The sequence below is a fragment of the Streptomyces sp. NPDC047917 genome (assembly GCF_043204345.1).
In the GTDB taxonomy this organism is placed as follows: domain Bacteria; phylum Actinomycetota; class Actinomycetes; order Streptomycetales; family Streptomycetaceae; genus Streptomyces; species Streptomyces sanglieri.
Window position 1 is genome coordinate 113,018 of record NZ_JBIDCA010000021.1, and the last position, 16,010, is coordinate 129,027.

Here is a 16,010-nt window from a genome sequence, read left to right on the forward strand (position 1 = left end):
CCATCCAGCTCCGCCACCACCACCGAACGAACCCAGTCGGTGTGGCCGACGAGTTGACGGGTCTGTTCTCCGGTGGTCAGGTCCCACACCCGCACCGACCTGTTGTTGTCGGTGGTGAGGGCGTGGGGGCGGCCGTCCAGCTCCGCCACCGCCACCGAACGGACCGGGCCAGTGTGGCCGGCGAGGTGGCGGGTCTGTTCTCCGGTGGTCAGGTCCCACACCCGCACCGACCTGTCGCTGCTGGCGGTGAGGGCGTGGGGGCGGCCATCCAGCTCCGCCACCACCGAGCGGACCTCGGCGGTGTGGCCGGCGAGGTGATGGATCTGTTCTCCGGTGGTCAGGTCCCACACCCGCACCGACCTGTCGCTGCTGGCGGTGAGGGCGTGGGGACGGCCGTCCAACTCCGCCACCACCACCGAAAAGACCTCGGCGGTGTGGCCGGCGAGGTGACGGATCTGTTCTCCGGTGGCCAGGTCCCACACCCGCACCAACTTGTCGTAGCCGGTGGTGACCGCGTGGGGACGGCCGTCCAACTCCGCCACCACCACCGAAAAGACCCGGTCGGTGTGGCCGACGAGTTGACGGATCTGTTCTCCGGTGGTCAAGTCCCACACCCGCACCGACCCGTCGTCACTGGCAGTGACGGCATGGGCGCGTCCATCCAACTCCGCCACCACCACCGAACGAACCCAGTCGGTGTGGCCGACAAGCTGACGGGTCTCTTCTCCAGTAGCCAAGTCCCACACCCGCACCGACCCGTCGTCACTGGCAGTGACGGCATGGGCGCGTCCATCCAACTCCGCCACCACCACCGACCAGACAGAGCCTGTGTGGCCGATGAGGGTACGGACCAGCGCTGTCGAGACCTGGCTTCCGGTGGCCCATTGCACATGCCAGTCGGTATCGCCGGGCAGATCGGCCCGCAGGCGCTGGTTGCTGCAGCGTGCCGCGTCCAGGGCCAGGAGTTGGCGGCGGGCGGCGGGTGGCAGTGCGTGGTGTACGCCCCAGGACACCCGGTACACGGCGGCGTTGAGCCTGGCCTGCTCCGATTCGGCGTTGCTGAGAGTGTCCGCCAGGGTGTGTGGGTCCGCGTGGACAAGGAATTCACCGTCCTGGAGAAGGTCGTCCAGGTGTCCGGCGTCGACGGCGTGCTGGGCGGTGTGCCGCAGTAGGTAGGGGGCGGCCAGGTGCCACAGCTTCCGGCCCGCACTGTCGCGGGGCACGCTGTTCAGGAGCTGTTCATAGAGGCGCTCCGCGGCGTGGGGGCGCAGTGGCCGGCTGTTCAAGGGCTGCCGGAGCCATTCGGCGAGGCCCTCGTGGAAGAGCCGGTAGAGGGTTGTGCCGTCCTCGTCCACGTCGCGGCGCAGGTAGAAGCGGGCTTCGTGGTCCAGGAGTGTGTAGATCTCCTGGAGAGGGAGGGAGCTCTCGTGCGCGGGGTCGGTGGTGAAAGCCGCGGCGGCGTAGGCCAGGACGCGTTCGGGCATGCCCCGGCCCTGGGCAAAGGCCAGTGAGGTCAGTACAGCGTGCAGGAGGGGATGGCCGGTGTGGCGGCGCAGGTCCAGTTCCATGAGCGCGGGCAGGCTGCGCGGGGCGGCCTTGCCCAGTTCGGCGGCCGCCTGGGGGGTGTCGCGGGGCTGCTCCGCGGCCAGGAGGTAGTGCACGTAGAGGCCCGCGGTCAAGAACTCCCCCCATTGGAGGGAGGATCCGCCGCCCCCGACTCCGCCCTCCGCCTCGGTGAGTCGTGCGGCAATGGCCCGCGCCAGCGCCCTGCGGGCCGTTCGCCTGGCTCCGAGGGCGTATGGGCCGTCAGCTGCCAGGATCCGGTCGACGTACTCGGTCACGTCTTGGCGGACCGCTTCCGGCGGGACCGCGCTCAGGTCCGTACACGCGTCCTCGCCGCGTGCGAGGGCCAGGAGGCCGTGGAACCGTTCGTCGTCACGCGTACCGACGAGCAGCCGTACCCTGCTTCCCGGTGTCCGGGCACGCCGTGCGAGCGGGAGCAGCAGGGCGGTGGCGACGTCCTGGGGCCGGATCGCCTCGTCGAGCGCGTCGACGATCACGGTGACCGGGCGTCCGTCACCGGGCAGCAGGTCCAGCAGGTGATCAACCGGGTTCGCGGCGGGCCCCTCGCGGTCTCCGTCAGGCTCGGACAGTCGGCTGCCTGAACCACCGATGTGCCGTAACTGGCGGGCGAGCGAAGCGACGATCTGCTCGACTCCCAGACGGCGTGCGTGGACCACCGCGATCCGGTCGCTCTCCCCCGGAGCCCGATCGCCCAGCCCCCGCCACAGAGGCTTGGTGTGCCGGCGCAGCCCCGGGTGCGCGGCGCAGACCAGGACGCCCAGCAGTGCCGACTTGCCCGCGCCCGGCTTACCGGTGACGACACGCAGTCCTGGTCCGGCCGCCTCGTCGTCGAGCCAGCCGGACAGGTCGTGCAGTTCCTCCGTGCGACCGGAGAAGTAGCCCTCGCCCCAGTCTCGGGCCACCGGCTCGGCACCGCCGGCGCGCAGCACGAAGTGCTGCGGGTCCGTGGCCCAGTCCGCCAGCCGGGCGATCTCGCCGGGCAGCCCGGCGGCCGTGCCGCCGACCGCTCCCTGGGCCGCATCGAAACAGGGATTGGGGAAGAACGGCAAGTGGGAAAGGTCGGCGTGACCAGGAACGAGGCTGGTCAGGACCGTCTGCGGAAGCCCCCCGTCCTGCACCGTCAGGTCGTTGACCGTGCGGGCGATCTCCTGCCACATGGTGTTCGGCGGGATGTACCGCACGACCGGATCGATGCGGACCTCGCGGTCCCGGTACTTCCCGAGGACGCTCACCAGGGCCCGGCTCAGTCGGTAGCCGAACGCCTGGTCCTTGGGGCCGGTGGCGGCCAGCACCCACGCCCTCCGCTCAGCGACGTCCATCCGTGCGTGCCAGGACGTCACCGCGGCCTCGCCGGCGTAACAGACATCGAGGACGAACAGCGTCAGGGGGCGGTGCCGCCGCGGATGGTCCTCGATCTGGTCGATCCAGGCCCCCACCGGCCGGTCCAGGCGTTCGCCGTCGCTGCCCAGGACGTACAGCTTCTCGCTGCTGCCCTCGGCCAGTTCGCCGTGGCCGACGATGTGCACCACCAGCACATCGACGTCCTCGGCAACCACGGCCTGCTCGACCATGTCCCCGTAGTCGGCCGCACCGTCCGACACCACCGACGAGTACGGCACGTAACGGAATTCCCGCAGGACCTCCGCAACTTCTCGGGCATGCTCGGGCGCCTGCTCCAGAAGGTCCAGACCGAACCTCGGCGAATCACCGTCCTCGGTACGCGCCAAGGCGATCCCCAAGGACAACACCGCATACCGCCCCGCCGCGTCCGCTCCTCCCGAGGACGGCGCATCCCCCGCCGCGAACCGCATTGCTCACCCCGTCTCCGCACCCGTCCAGCTCGGCACCGAACACCGAAGATAGGCACATTGCGCGACCCCGTTCAGCGCATCTCTGAGATTACGCGGTTGTCACTTAGACGGTGTCCTATGTGGTGATCGCTCGTTGGGCTGTTCATGGGGCGGGATACGTGGAGTTGGATTGTTCCGGACGGGCTGTGGGAGATCGCGAAGCCGTTGATCCCGCCGTCGAAGGTGCGGCAGCAGGGCGGCGGGACGCAGGACACACCTGATGAGACCCTGTTCGCCGCGATCCTCTACGTGCTGGTGAGCGGGTGTGCCTGGCGGGCCCTGCCACCGTGTTTCGGGGTCTCGAAGTCCACCGCCCACCGTCGGTTCGCCATCTGGTCCAGAGCCGACGTCTGGGGCCGGTTGCACGAGGCGGTGCTCGACCGCATCGACGAGTGCGGCCTGCTCGACCTGACCCGCGTGGTCCTCGACTCCGCCCATGTACGGGCCAAAACAGGGGCGAACTCACAGGCCCGAGCCCCGTGGACCGGGGCAAACCGGGTTCCAAGATGCACGTCCTGTCGGACGCGAACGGACTGCCCCTGGTCGTCGGCGTCTCCGCCGCCAACACCCACGACAGCCAAGGCATGAAGCCCATGATGGCCGGTCTCCAATCGAGACACGACCCCCACCGCGGCTGGCACTACAAACCCCGCAGACTCCACGCCGACAAGGCGTACGACATCCCCGACCTGCGGAAATGGCTGCGCGGAAAACGCATCGGCGTCCGCATCGCCCGCAAGGGAATCGAATCCAGCGAACGGCTCGGACGCCGCAGATGGGTCATCGAACGGACCATGTCGTGGCTGTCCGGCTACCGCAGACTCAACCACCGCTACGAACGCCACCCCCGCAACTACCTGGCCTTCCTCGGCCTCGCCGCCGCCCTCTGCTGCTACAAACGACTCCTCCGACTCACCACATAGGACACCGTCTTGATGACGTGCGCTCAGCCGTCTACGGAAATCGGTCGGTCCGGCGGGCCGTCGGTCAGCAAGGACGCCAACAGTTGCGGCAGCCCAGCCGGCCGCAGCACATCTGAGGTCGCGGCCAGTTCCGCTGCGGTCCACCAGCGGTGCCCGGTGATCGCGGCCTTCTCGATCTCCTCGAAAGCCGAGGTATCGACCTGGAACGCAGGCACCCGGGCCATGTAGTAGCGCTGGCGAACCTCATGAGCGACGCCGCCCCGGACCGCTGTCCACGGGCGCCCTCGCCAAATCTCCGGACCCAGTGAGAGGTTCGTCAGCCCGGTTTCTTCTTGCAACTCCCGCAAGGCTGCCTGCTCATGGCTTTCACCTGGCTTGAGCCCGCCTCCAGGAGTGAACCACCGAACGGAACCGTCCTCCTTGTTCAGGGCAGAGAACAGCAGTAGCCGACTGGCGTCGTCCAGCAACACCACGCGCGCGCTCGGACGCGGCACCAGGCTTACCTCTGGTTTCATCACCTCGTCAGATTAGAACCGCGGTCCCTGGGTGACCAACGAAGTTGGTCACCGGGCAGAGCTTTCGCGCAAGTCTGGTCAGAGTCGGATTCAGAGAGCTTCATGACCGTGCGGTGGCCTGGCGGTCGGCTTCGGTGGACTGGAAGAGGTAGGACCCGGTGCCGGTCTGGATCAGCGTGCAGCGTGCAGCGTGCAGCGTGCAGCGGAACGTAACGCGGTCGGCGATGGCCGCGCAGAGCCGGCGGTCGCCGAAGGTCTTGTCCCACTCGGCGAACGGGGAGTTCGTGGCGACCGCGGTGGCCTTGCGTTCCTCGCGTTCGGTGAGGATCTGGAACAGCAGCTCGGCACCCTTCTTGTCCAGGTTCGCGTAGCCGAACTCGTCCAGGCAGAGCAGGTCGACCTTGGTGTAGCGGGCCATGAGCGAGAACAGCCGCCTGGCCGCCTCGGCTTCGGCGAGCTCGTTCACCAGGGCCTGGGTGGTGATGTGGCGGACGGACAGTCCGGCCTCCGAGATAGCGGTACCGACCTCGATCAGCAGCTGGGACTTGCCAGTTCCGGAGTCACCGATCAGCACCAGCGGACGGCCCTCACGGACCCAGGACCTGGACTTCAGATCGGCGACGACTTCCGGGGAGACGCTGGGGTTCTTGCCGAAGTCGAAGTTCTCCAGCCGCTTGGGCCGGGGGAATTCCGCCGCGCGGACGAGCCTTTGCTGACGGCGGACGTCGCGGTCGGCAACCTCGGTCCGCAGCAGGTCCAGGAGGAACTGCTTGTAGGTCGACTGCTCGCGCCGGGCGGCGGCGGCCAACTCTATGAACCGTTTATGGAACGCGGGAAGCCGCAGGTCCCGGCAGGCTTCGTCGATCGCCACGTCCTTGGGATTGCCGGGCAGCGGCATCCTGGTGGGTGGGACCTGCTTGGCCGCAGGGGCCTCGGCCGTCTTGGCGGGGCTCATGCGCTCGTGCCTTTCTGCTGTTTCCTCGGCGGTGCCTGCGGCGCAAGCAGCCGGTCGTACTTGGCCATGTCCGGCAGCTGGGTGCGCGGATCGGGCGGCAGGCGCCGGGTGTGCAGGGAGATCACCTTCGCGCCCTCGTCCGCCGTGCCGCCGGCCTCCGCGTCGTCGTCCTGGTCGTCTCAGGCATCGGCCTCGGTGCCACCGAGGCCGTCGGCCTCGTCGAGGTCGCTGTCCTCGATCGCCTTGCGGGCCTCGATGGCCACCAGGTCGGGATCGACCGAGCCGACCTTGACGACCGTGGTCATCCCGGCGACGACGGTTCGGCGGGCAGCTCACGGTGCGGTAGCAGCACTTCGATCAGCGGTCGGGTGCCGTCCCGGTCACCGCACTTGGCCTTGGCCGCGGCCCAGAACGCTTCGTGGGTCTTGGTGAAGGTGCCTTCGGCCCTGGCTTGCGCGAGGGCCGAAGCCCCGGCGAATGCGCCGGGTCGCACCAGCAGGATTTCCAGGTAGTGGTCGAGGATGTCGTGGGCGGTGTAGCGGCGCGTCAGCCTCGGGTGCCGGGCGACGATCTTGCGGCCGCCGAAGACCAGCAGTTCGTTGGCCCGCAGTTTCACCCGGACCTTGGCGCCGATGAACTTCGCCGGCACCGAGTAGCAGCTCTGACGGACCGTGATGCCCGCCCGACCACGGCCTCAGCCCTCGTTCGCCTGCCTTCAACAGCCGCAGGACTTCAAGGGAGTCAACACGCGGGAACAGACATGACGCAAGGACGAAGTACACCGTGAACCTGGCGGACAGCAGGCGACGACGCTTCTCCACGCACCCCGCCTCGGCAACGACCCGGTCCACCGACTCAGGCGGACAGGACCGGGTCAAGATCCCCAACCCCAGCCGCTCCAGACGCGACACCAACACAATGAGCCCAGCGCCCTACCAGCCCCAAAAGCAACGGCATTGTCATGGTTAACGGAGGGAAGTCATGCCGAGCCCCGAGGCCGGGAGCCCCGTTGCGGGGCCACCAAAAACGGTAATGGCGGGCGGAACAGTCTCGCTTTGTCGAGGAGTGTTGCCATATGCGGCGTTGCATCACGGGCGTTCGGCCGGTCTGCCATGTGGTGCCCTGTCGTGGGGGTACGCCTGTTCCCGAGCCCCGCTATGGGGTGTCCGTCACCGCGCGCAGTGCGAGCTCCCGGCTCTTGCGTACGTGGAGGAGAGTGATCGCCGCGGCGGCGTCGCCGTCTCCCGCGGCGATGCGTTCGTACATCTCGCCGTGCTGGGCACGCATCGGGGCGGGTTCCGTGTTCAGGCCGAAGAGCAGGCGCAGTTGGCCGTTCAGCCGCTGCATGAGCTGGGCCAGCAGCGGATTGTCGGCGAGCGCCACGATCCCGTCGTGGAAGGCGGTCCCGGCGCCGTTCTCCCGCGTCCGGTCCCCCGCCGCGGCCGCCGCCTCCGCCCGTTCCAGGACCGCCCGCAGCTCGGCCAGCCCGCCGGGCTCGTCCGGTGCGGCCAGGGCCACGCGGCGGGCGGCGAGGCGTGAGGCCTGAATGGCCAGCGGCTCCCACACGTCGTACAGGTGCTCCACCTCGGCGCGCTCCAGCCGGCGCACCCGTACGCCGCTGTGCGGCAGCAGGTCGAGCAGCCCTTCCTCCACCAGGGCCCGCAGCGCCTCGCGCACCGGCACCCGCGACATCTGGAGGTCCTGGGCGATCTCCCGCTCCACCACCCGGCTGCCCTGGGCGTAGCTGCCGTCGATGATGCGATCCCTGACGGCCCGGCGCGCGACCTCGCTCAGCGGGATGCGCGTCGCCGGGGCGGACGGCTGTTCCCCGTCGCCCTTCCGGCCGGTGCCTGCCGTCACGTGTGCCGTCCTCCTTGTGCCTTCCCGGCCTGTCCCGGCCGCCCGGACCTCGTCCGGGGCCGTCCCGTCACCTTATGCGCGTACGGAGGCGACGGGACGCCACCGGAATCGGCGGGGGTGGAGGGACCAGCGGGGGCAGACGGGCAAGCAGACGGACGGTCGGGCAGGCGGTCGGGCAGACAGGCAGGCAGGCGGCGACGGGGAGCCGGTCAGCGCCCGTCCGGTGTTCAGGCGGGGCGCTCGGCCATGATGACCAGGCCCGGCCCGGTCTGCTCGTCCGCGGGAAGCCGGAGTTCGGCGACCGGGCGCAGTCCGGCCTGCTCGATCAGGTCCATGAACTGTTCCGGCCGCCATTTGTGCGTGGTCCAGCGAACGGGCACTCCTCCGTAGGCGTCGGTGCGCACGAAGTCCTCGTCGCCGACGTGCGTCGCGGTGATGAAGTGGCCGCCCGGCTTCAGGGCACGCGCGAACATGGCGAGAACCTGAGGAAGGATGTCGCGGGGGAGGTTGAAGAGGGACCACCACCCGAGCACGCCGCCGAGGGAGGCCTCCGCGAGGTCGAGGTCGGTGGCGGAGGAGACGCTGAAGCGGCATTGCGGATGAAGACGGCGCGCGTTTTCGATCATGCCGGGCGAGAGGTCGACCCCGGACACGTCGAGTCCACGCTCTGCGAGGTAGGCGGTCACCGTGCCGGGCCCGCAGCCGACGTCGAGGACGGGCCCGAGATCGCTCACCGTGTCGGCGAAGGCATCGATCGACGCCTTGAGCCATGGATGGCGGCGGATGTCGCCCATTCCCGTCGTCACCACCATGTCGGCGTAGTTGTCAGCCACCCGGTCATAGGACTCACGGACCGTGTCGAGGTCTGCCGGACGGTCAATCTGGTGTGAACGCATCGGCCCACAATAGGACGACGGCCTCGAAGAACATCGGCTTACGGCCATTGGCACCGGGAGGCCCGGCACCGTCCCGGCGCCAACGGCCGTTGAGTCCTTCAACGGCCGTTGGATCGTTCATCGGCATCGGGTCGTCCCACGGCGTCGGGCCCTTCAACAGCCATTGAATCGTCCAACGGCATCGGGTCGTTCAACAGCCATTGGATCGTTCAACAGCGTTGAGTCGTTCAACAGCGTTGAGTCGTTCAGCGAGAGGCTCCGGGCCGGGAGTCGTCAGACCAGTCGGCCGTCGCGGGCGACCACGCGTCCGGCGTGCACCACCATGTCGCGTGCCGGCATGTCCACCACGACCTGCGGCAGGCATTCGGCGCGCAGCAGCACGAAGTCGGCCGGCGAGCCCGGGGAGAGGTCGGCGCGGGGCAGCCGCATGACATCGGCACCGCCGTGCGCTCCGGCTTCGAAACAGGCGGACAGTTCCTTGTCGAGGCGCACGTCCGTGACCCAGCCGAGCAGGTGGGTCCGGTGGAACATGTCCGCGTTGCCGAAAGGGCTCCAGGAGTCGCGCACCCCGTCGGAGCCGAGCCCGACCCGTACGCCGTGTTCGCGCAGCTTCTCGATCGGCAGGACCAGCGACGCGCTCGGCGCCACCGTGGTCAGGGCGATGTCCAGATCGCTCAGGTCCGCTGCGGTCTTCGCCAGTTCGGCGTCGGAGAGGCCGGGCAGGCAGAAGACGTGACTGACGGTCACCCTGCCCTTCAGGGACAGCGCCCGGGTGCGGTCGATGATGCCGCGCAGCACTGTCAGGCCGGTCTCGCCCCGGTCGTGGAGGTGGATGTCGACGCCGACGCCGTACCGGTCCGCAAGGCCGAAGAGCAGGTCCAGCTGCTCGTCCAGGGCGTGGTCGAAGCTGATCGGGTCGAGCCCGCCGACCATGTCCACGATCCCGCTGCGGGCGGCCTCCCGGAGCAGCTCCGCGGTGCCGGGGGTACGGATGACGCCATGCTGCGGGAAGGCCACGATCTGTACGTCGAGCGCGTGCTTGAGCCGTTCGCGTGCCTGCCCCAGACCTTCCACACAGGCCAGGCCGTAGGCCGGGGCGATGTCGGCGTGCGCCCGCATCGCCCTCGTGCCCCGGGTCACGGCGTGCGCCATGAGCCCATAGGCCCGCTCGGCCACCGGTCGCCGCTGGCTGCGGAACAACTCGGCGTCCTGCTGGGCGAGTTCGGCGATACTGTCGGCCGGCTTGCGCGACACCCAGTCGCCGCCCCACGTCGTCTTGTCGGGGTGGATGTGCGCGTCGACCAGGGCCGGCAGGGCGATGCGTCCGCCGCCGTCGATCACCTTGGCGCCCCTGGGGGCCCGGTCACGGGTGATACGGCCGTCGACGACCGTGAGGTCCACCGGCTTCGCCGCGCCCATGGGCCGTACGTCGCGGAAGACCACCGCGTCGCGGGGCTCACGGCGCGATTCCCCGCGGGAGTCGGCCACGGCCGACGAGACACCCGCGGATATGGCGACACCGGTACCCGCCAGCGAAGCGGCACCCGCGAGGACACCGCGTCGGGACGGCGGGGAGGGAGGGGGCGTCATGGAACTCCTTCGGCTCGGTCTGAGACATCGGGGCCGCGCCCCTTGTCCGTTCCTTGTCCGTTCCTTGTCCATTCGGTGCGGACCGGAATCCAGTTTGTATACCAAGACGAGAGGTCGGACAAGAGCTCCGGAGATCGACGTAGCATTTGCCTGAAATGCGCTCTACTGAATCTTCCGCTTCACACCTATTGGTATACGAGGACCCGGCTACGCAGCGGACGTACGCACCTGATCCAATGAACGAGCCGAATGGCGAAAGGAGTTGGGCAATGCACCGGAACCCGCAGGCGGCCGATGGGCTGATCATTTTTCTGAACGGCACATCCAGTTCGGGCAAGTCGAGCATCGCCAGGGAGCTCGCAGCGATCCTCGGTGAGCCGTGCTTCCACATGCCCGTGGACGCGTTCCATGCCATGCGGTCGACGCCCGAGATGCCCCCGGACCAGCTGAACATCACGCTCAAGCGCACTTGGATGGGGTACCACCGCGCGGTCGCGGGCATGGCCGCCGCGGGCAACACCGTCGTCGTGGACCACGTCCTGAGCGAGCCCTGGCGTCTCCAGGACTGCCTGGCCCTGTTCCCCCCTCAGAACGTCGTCCTCGTCGCGGTGCGCTGTCCACTGCCGGAGCTGGAGCGGCGGGAGCAGGCACGCGGTGACCGTCCGGCCGGACTGGCCGCCCGCCAGTTCGACCAGGTCCATTCCCACGGTGTCCACGACTTCGAGTGCGACACCAGCAGTGCGAGCCCGGCCGAGTGTGCCCGGGACATCAAGGAGTTCCTCCGCCGACGGACCACACCCACCGCGTTCGAACGCATGCGGCCGATGAACTCCGCGTTCGGCGTATGAGGTTCAGCGCATGCGGCTCGGCGCATGAGTGAAGTCCGGGACGTGGCCTGCCGCCCGCTCCGGAGCGGCTGCGCGATGTGCCGGCCGGCGCGGGGATCGAGGCCGCCGACCGCGCCGACGGAAGTCCGCGTGCAGCCACCGCCGCGGAGCGGGTCGGCGAACTCGTCGCGGCACACGCGGTGCCGGAGCAGGAGGTGATCCGTACCCACGCATCCCTGGAAGAGACATGCACGCGGCCGCTGAGGGCGTCGGCGAGTGCGTCAGTGGTTCATCAGCCGGACGTCAGCAGGACGGCAGGAAGGGGGCCGAAGCTGTGAGCAGACCAGCCGCCGCACCCGGCAGCAACCGCACATCGCACCAACCTCATCACACGGGGAGCCCCACATGCGCACGTCCATCCGCCGCCCTGCCGTACTCGCCGCGACCACCGTGGCCGCCCTCAGCCTGACGCTCACCGCCTGCGGCGGCGAGGACGGCTCGAAGGACAACGGGGCCGCCGCGTCCGTCTCCGCCGAGCAGGGCACGAGCGGCAGCGACAACGGCGTCGTGCGCACGACGAGCTCGGCCACCACCTCCGGCACCTTCGTTCAGGCCGTCGCAGAGAAGAAGGCCGTCACCAACGAGAAGGCCGTCGTCGAGAAGGCCACCACCAAGAAGAAGGCCGTCGCCAAGAAGAAGGCCAGTGCCAAGGCCCCGGCCTGCACCGTCAACGACGTGAAGGTCTCCGCGGCCAAGCAGCCGGGCCTGCCCACCACGCACATCACACTGACCGCGACCAACATCTCGGGCCACGCCTGCACCCTGCTCCAGTACCCGCTGCTCGGGTTCGGCGACCTCCCCCAGACCTCCAAGGACGTCCCGCCGGTCGCCAAGAGCAAGCCCGGCACCCTCATCGTGCTGAACGCCGGCACCCCGGCCTACGCGGCCGTGCGGATCAACAACGGCGGTGTCGACGAGAAGAACCACGCCGTCAGCTCCTTCTACGTGAACCTCTTCGCCGCCGACGGCCCGGCCGAGGGCAGCAAGACCGTCGCCGCGCCCAAGGGCGGAATCGCGGTCGACGACGCCGCCGCGAAGACCGGCTACTGGACGTACGAGCTGCGCAACGGCGCCGACGAGTTCTGAGACGGCGTCCCGCGCGCGGTACACGTTCGTAGCGGCAGCGCCGCGCACACGCAGGAGCCGCGCACCATATGCAGCAGCGCCCCGGACACTCCCCCGTCCGGGGCGCTGCGCCGTCAGCAGGAGCGCGGGGCACGTATCGGAGGCGGCACGCGATGACGGGCCGGACGGCCCAGGGCGTCAGCGCGCGCCGGGCGACCGGGCATGACCTGGTGGCGGCGCTCGACACGGAACCCGGCGCCAGAAAGGCATTCGAGGCGCTCGACAGGTCGGGGCGCTACCAGCTGATCCTGCCGTTGCTCCAGGCGCTCACCCCGGAGACCCGGAAGGCCCGGCTCGACAAGGCCCTGCACCGGCTCGTGCACGACGGTCCGGTGGAATGAGACCGGGGAACGCTGCTCCTGTTCGGGCTCACGGTCGCACCACCGCCGGGCGTCGCCGATACGGCATGGGTCGAGGTCCGGGTCGAACGGGAGAACGTCGGTCTGTGGCCGTACCGGCTCCGACCGGGTCCGACCGGGTCCAGGACGGCGGACCAGGTGACTCGGTGGGGCGATAACTCGGTGTCGTGGGCGGGTTCGACGGCGCTACTCTGCGCCGCATGACCGAAACCGATCTTCCGCCGCGTCTGACCCGGCTCACCTTCCACGGTCCGCTCTCCGAGGCGCGAGCCGCGCGGATCGTCGAGAGGCTCGGCCGGGCCGCCCCGGCTCGGGTCCTGGACATCGGCTGTGGCTGGGGGGAGTTGATGCTCCGCGTGCTCGACGCGGTGCCGGGGGCGACCGGGATCGGCATCGACCTCAACGGCAAGGACCTCGCCCGGGGACGCGCGAACGCCGGGGCCCGTGCCCTGTCCGGCCGTGTGGAGTTCGTCGAGGGATCCGCCGTGGATACGTCCCACGGGCCCGCCGACCTCGTCCTGTGTCTCGGGGCCAGTCACGCCCTCAGTGACGAGGAGCCGCCCCGGCACACGGCCGACGCGCTGCGTGCGCTGCGCCGGATCGTCACGCCCGGCGGACGGGTCCTGCTCGCCGAGGCCTTCTGGCAGCGCTCCCCCACCTCCGCCGAACTGGCCGCGATGTGGCCGGACGCCCGTGCCGACGAGCACCACGATCTGGCAGGCCTCGTCGATGTGGCGGTGGCCGCCGGGTTCCGGCCCCTCTGGATCGAGACAGCCGACAACGACGAGTGGGAGGACTTCGAGTCCGGCTACCAGTCGGACGCGGAGGAGTGGCTGGCCACTCACCCGGACCATCCGCTGGCGCAGGAGACGCGCGAGCGCGTCGACCGGCACCGGGCGAGCTGGCTGAGGGGCTACCGGGGTGTGCTCGGGATGGCTTACCTCACGCTGATCCCGGTGGACGGAACGGCCTGAGCGGACCGAACGAACCCAGCGAACCGAACGGACCCAGCGGACCGGGCCACCGGGATGTGCACGGTCGCTCCCGCCACGCCCTGCGGGCATCGCGCTCTTGCAGCGGGGCGAGCACCTCTCGCAGGGCGTCGGGCCGCTCCTCCAACGGGCGCCGAAAGAGATCGGCCGGGCCGGCTACGCGGCGAAGCCGATGTTGGTGACGTACTCGTACTGACCCCACTGCGACCCCAGGTCGACGATGGTGTCCTCCCAGGCGTCGTCCAGACCCTGGTCGTCGCCGGACGCCCAGGCCTCGACGATGCGGTCCCAGCGGCGGACGTTCATCGTGCGGTACTCCACCATCCGCTGGAGCGGTCGCGGCACCTGCGACTGGTTGAGCGGGTGGATCTCCACCCGTGTACCGCCGTTGGCGTTCAGGCGCCGGAGGAGGTGGCGGGCGACGTTCTGGCGGCGCACCTGGCGGTAGGCGGCCTCGATGCGTTCCAGGTTGGCCTTCGTCGGACTGCGCCTCTCGTCCAGCCACGCCTTCAGCGTGCGGTCGGTCACCGTCAGTCCGGCGTCCCTGGCCGCCCGGCGGCTGTGTTCCGTCCTCGTGAGGTAGTGCAGACGCGCCATCAGACCACGCTTCACGGTCACCGGAGTGACGATGCCGCCCGACAGCTCGTCGAGCTTACGCGCGACGGCGTCGCTGCCCTTGATGCCCCGGGCGCCGAACTTCCCGAAGTCGATGGTCCTCTCGGGCATCTACTTCTCCTCCCCCGACATGCTCCCGGTGTCCTCGTCCGTGTCGGTACCGGTGTCCGGGTCCGGGTCCGGGCCAGTGCCAGTGCCAGTGCCAGTGCCAGTGCCAGTGCCAGTGCCAGTGCCAGTGCCAGTGACATCATCGACACCGTCAGCTGCATCAGCACCCGCGGTGTAGATGTCCTTCATCTTGACCTCGGTCACACCGCGGCCCTCGGGAAAGACACGGTGCCAGTCGCCGATGACGTGGAGCTCGTCGGTGCCCATCGCTCGTACGACGGTGAGTCCCTCGTCGTGAGCCTTGAGGGCCTTCATCCAGAGGTTGGAGAACGCCTGGCTGCGGATGATGTGCATCCAGTCCGGGCGGTAGAGCTCCCGGTTGTAGTTCGACTCCCCCATCGTGGAGACGAACTTCGAGTACATCGCCTTCACGTACTCCAGCGTCACTTCGTCGCCGGCGGCGATCGCCGTGTCCCTGGTCTCCTTGAGGGCGACGCGGAACTTCTCCAGCAGGTTCTCCGTCGCCCCGGACGTGTACGACTCATGGATCTCCGGGGGCTCGCACAGGGCGTGCTTCGGGCCGGAGAGGCGCAGCAGGAGGCGCAGAGTCGGTTCGGTGACCCACAGCGGGCCGGGCTCGTCCCGGTTGCCGATCGGGTTGGGCAGCACGGCTTCGTGCTCCCACGCGGGCGGGGTGATGAGGTGGACGCCGGCGCGACGGCGGTCGTGGGCGAATCCGGCGCTGTGTTCCAGCTGGCCGAGCGGGAGGTGGGTCTTCAGAGCGGAGAGGTAGGCGCCGTTGATGTCGAGCGCGGTCACCTCATGGCGCCCGGGCGGCAGTTCACGACGGGTCCACTTCGGGCGTGCCTCCCAGATCCGGTCCGCGCCCTTGGAGGTCTGCTTTCGGAGGATGTCCGGGATCCACGGGTGCGCGACGATGTCGTACCGCGCGCCCTTGCGGGTCTCGTCGAGCAGCCGCATCGCGTCCGGAATCGCCCGCTTCAGCAGCGCCGCGAGGGTCGCCTCGACATCGCCCCGGTGCTCGGCGAGCGCCGCCTGAACGGTCTGCCCGATCAGGTCCGCGGCCCCGGACTGCTCCTGGAACGCGCGCTTGGCCGGGCTCCGGGGGCGCTGGACGGGATGCGGAGTGGTTCCGGGGGCCGGACCGGTGGGCTTCGTGCCGGTGGGCTTCGTGCCGGTGGGCTTCGTCTGGGTGGGCCGCGCACCGGCAGGCCGCGCACCAGCCGACTGCGCACCAGCCGACTGCGTACCGGTGGCGGTCGCGGGGCGGCAGTCGGACGGGTCCAGGTGCTGGGCGAAGCCTGCCACCCGGTGCGTGGCCGGCGCTCCGCACAGCACGCACGCCTCGGGAGCGACGAGGGATTCCACCTCGTCGCCGGCTTCGTCCCCGGCCTCGTTCTCGTCTCCGCTCTCGTCCCCGCCTTCGCCCTCGTCCTCGCCCTCGTCCTCCGCGGGCGGCGCTTCCGGTGCCGGCTCGGTGGGGAACTTGGCGGCCAGCCCGTCCAGCAGATACGCGTACTTGGCGCGGATCTCGTCCGACGGATCGCGGCCGCCCTCCCACGCGCCGACCGTGCCGGGGCTCACGCCGAGCGCTCGGGCCACCTGTGCCTTGGAAAGCCTGGCCTGCTCCCGAAGCTCGCGCCGGACGTCCGGCGGCGGGAGTTCGGCCTGCGGGCCGACGTCCGCGAGCAGCGCGTCAATGGCGTCGAAGTCACTCACTGGAGCACTCC

General features: G+C 69.7%; 16 protein-coding genes and 1 pseudogene. 5 read left to right on the plus strand and 12 right to left on the minus strand.

The window, feature by feature from the left end; all coding sequences use genetic code 11:
• Positions 1-3,323 (minus strand): hypothetical protein (locus ACGF8B_RS38840; protein WP_392747286.1); only part of this gene is annotated, 3,323 nt, incomplete at its 3' end.
• A gap of 216 nt (positions 3,324-3,539) precedes the next feature.
• Between ACGF8B_RS38840 and ACGF8B_RS38845 the strand changes: the two genes are divergently transcribed.
• A protein-coding gene (locus tag ACGF8B_RS38845) for an IS5 family transposase (protein WP_392747288.1) occupies positions 3,540-4,357 on the plus strand; the annotation gives its coding sequence in 2 pieces (ribosomal slippage) (positions 3,540-3,888 and positions 3,888-4,357; 819 coding nt in all).
• 23 nt (positions 4,358-4,380) lie between these two features.
• On the opposite strand, the gene ACGF8B_RS38850 is transcribed toward ACGF8B_RS38845, so the two are convergent.
• From ACGF8B_RS38850 to ACGF8B_RS38890, 9 genes and pseudogenes are all read right to left on the minus strand, one after another.
• Positions 4,381-4,872, minus strand: coding sequence for an NUDIX hydrolase (locus ACGF8B_RS38850; protein ID WP_392747351.1), 492 nt, complete (start codon positions 4,870-4,872; stop codon positions 4,381-4,383).
• A 100-nt stretch (positions 4,873-4,972) separates the two neighbouring features.
• Positions 4,973-5,827 (minus strand): IS21-like element helper ATPase IstB, encoded by an 855-nt coding sequence (gene istB, locus ACGF8B_RS38855; protein WP_392747289.1) that lies wholly within the window; start codon positions 5,825-5,827, stop codon positions 4,973-4,975.
• Complete coding sequence (locus ACGF8B_RS38860; protein ID WP_392747291.1) at positions 5,824-5,952, minus strand: hypothetical protein; 129 nt, start codon at positions 5,950-5,952, stop codon at positions 5,824-5,826. Before ACGF8B_RS38860 ends, istB begins: the two co-directional genes overlap by 4 nt.
• 54 nt (positions 5,953-6,006) lie before the next feature.
• Positions 6,007-6,132 carry a hypothetical protein gene (locus tag ACGF8B_RS38865; RefSeq protein WP_392747292.1) on the minus strand — a complete coding sequence of 42 codons (126 nt, stop codon included), beginning with the start codon at positions 6,130-6,132 and terminating at the stop codon, positions 6,007-6,009.
• A complete protein-coding gene (locus tag ACGF8B_RS38870) occupies positions 6,129-6,503 on the minus strand; it encodes a hypothetical protein (RefSeq protein ID WP_392747352.1) in 375 nt (124 codons plus the stop codon). The genes ACGF8B_RS38865 and ACGF8B_RS38870 overlap by 4 nt, the downstream gene beginning before the upstream one ends.
• A gap of 22 nt (positions 6,504-6,525) precedes the next feature.
• Positions 6,526-6,744: pseudogene (locus tag ACGF8B_RS38875) on the minus strand (transposase domain-containing protein); the annotation flags it as partial.
• A 238-nt stretch (positions 6,745-6,982) separates the two neighbouring features.
• Positions 6,983-7,687 carry a GntR family transcriptional regulator gene (locus ACGF8B_RS38880; protein ID WP_392747294.1) on the minus strand — a complete coding sequence of 235 codons (705 nt, stop codon included), beginning with the start codon at positions 7,685-7,687 and terminating at the stop codon, positions 6,983-6,985.
• 227 nt (positions 7,688-7,914) lie between these two features.
• Entirely contained in the window at positions 7,915-8,583 is a 669-nt protein-coding gene (locus tag ACGF8B_RS38885) for a methyltransferase domain-containing protein (protein ID WP_392747296.1), read from the minus strand.
• A 273-nt stretch (positions 8,584-8,856) separates the two neighbouring features.
• Entirely contained in the window at positions 8,857-10,173 is a 1,317-nt protein-coding gene (locus ACGF8B_RS38890) for an amidohydrolase (RefSeq protein ID WP_392747298.1), read from the minus strand.
• 269 nt (positions 10,174-10,442) lie between these two features.
• Between ACGF8B_RS38890 and ACGF8B_RS38895 the strand changes: the two genes are divergently transcribed.
• From ACGF8B_RS38895 to ACGF8B_RS38910, 4 genes are all read left to right on the plus strand, one after another.
• Positions 10,443-11,021 carry a chloramphenicol phosphotransferase CPT family protein gene (locus ACGF8B_RS38895; protein WP_392747299.1) on the plus strand — a complete coding sequence of 193 codons (579 nt, stop codon included), beginning with the start codon at positions 10,443-10,445 and terminating at the stop codon, positions 11,019-11,021.
• 384 nt (positions 11,022-11,405) lie between these two features.
• Positions 11,406-12,146 (plus strand): DUF4232 domain-containing protein, encoded by a 741-nt coding sequence (locus ACGF8B_RS38900; RefSeq protein ID WP_392747300.1) that lies wholly within the window; start codon positions 11,406-11,408, stop codon positions 12,144-12,146.
• 152 nt (positions 12,147-12,298) lie between these two features.
• On the plus strand, positions 12,299-12,526 hold the full coding sequence (locus ACGF8B_RS38905; protein ID WP_392747301.1) for a YdeI/OmpD-associated family protein: 228 nt from the start codon (positions 12,299-12,301) through the stop codon (positions 12,524-12,526).
• 218 nt (positions 12,527-12,744) lie between these two features.
• The gene (locus ACGF8B_RS38910) at positions 12,745-13,518 is read left to right on the plus strand and encodes an SAM-dependent methyltransferase (protein ID WP_392747302.1); all 774 of its coding nucleotides are present in this window, start codon (positions 12,745-12,747) and stop codon (positions 13,516-13,518) included.
• A 174-nt stretch (positions 13,519-13,692) separates the two neighbouring features.
• Here the strand turns inward: ACGF8B_RS38910 and ACGF8B_RS38915 are convergent, their stop codons facing one another.
• Both ACGF8B_RS38915 and ACGF8B_RS38920 read right to left on the minus strand, forming a co-directional pair.
• Positions 13,693-14,262, minus strand: coding sequence for a transcriptional regulator (locus tag ACGF8B_RS38915; RefSeq protein WP_342282885.1), 570 nt, complete (start codon positions 14,260-14,262; stop codon positions 13,693-13,695).
• Positions 14,263-15,999 carry a helix-turn-helix domain-containing protein gene (locus ACGF8B_RS38920; protein WP_392747303.1) on the minus strand — a complete coding sequence of 579 codons (1,737 nt, stop codon included), beginning with the start codon at positions 15,997-15,999 and terminating at the stop codon, positions 14,263-14,265.
• Between the last annotated feature and the right edge of the window lie 11 nt (positions 16,000-16,010).

What these genes read in the sequence shown, in the direction of transcription:
- ACGF8B_RS38890 (WP_392747298.1), bottom strand. Translation starts at nt 10,173, where the DNA reads ATGACGCCCCCTCCCTCCCCGCCGTCCCGACGCGGTGTCCTCGCGGGT.
- ACGF8B_RS38850 (WP_392747351.1), bottom strand. Translation starts at nt 4,872, where the DNA reads ATGAAACCAGAGGTAAGCCTGGTGCCGCGTCCGAGCGCGCGCGTGGTG.
- ACGF8B_RS38885 (WP_392747296.1), bottom strand. Translation starts at nt 8,583, where the DNA reads ATGCGTTCACACCAGATTGACCGTCCGGCAGACCTCGACACGGTCCGT.
- ACGF8B_RS38865 (WP_392747292.1), bottom strand. Translation starts at nt 6,132, where the DNA reads ATGACCACGGTCGTCAAGGTCGGCTCGGTCGATCCCGACCTGGTGGCC.
- ACGF8B_RS38910 (WP_392747302.1), top strand. Translation starts at nt 12,745, where the DNA reads ATGACCGAAACCGATCTTCCGCCGCGTCTGACCCGGCTCACCTTCCAC.
- ACGF8B_RS38900 (WP_392747300.1), top strand. Translation starts at nt 11,406, where the DNA reads ATGCGCACGTCCATCCGCCGCCCTGCCGTACTCGCCGCGACCACCGTG.
- ACGF8B_RS38915 (WP_342282885.1), bottom strand. Translation starts at nt 14,262, where the DNA reads ATGCCCGAGAGGACCATCGACTTCGGGAAGTTCGGCGCCCGGGGCATC.
- ACGF8B_RS38905 (WP_392747301.1), top strand. Translation starts at nt 12,299, where the DNA reads ATGACGGGCCGGACGGCCCAGGGCGTCAGCGCGCGCCGGGCGACCGGG.
- istB (WP_392747289.1), bottom strand. Translation starts at nt 5,827, where the DNA reads ATGAGCCCCGCCAAGACGGCCGAGGCCCCTGCGGCCAAGCAGGTCCCA.
- ACGF8B_RS38895 (WP_392747299.1), top strand. Translation starts at nt 10,443, where the DNA reads ATGCACCGGAACCCGCAGGCGGCCGATGGGCTGATCATTTTTCTGAAC.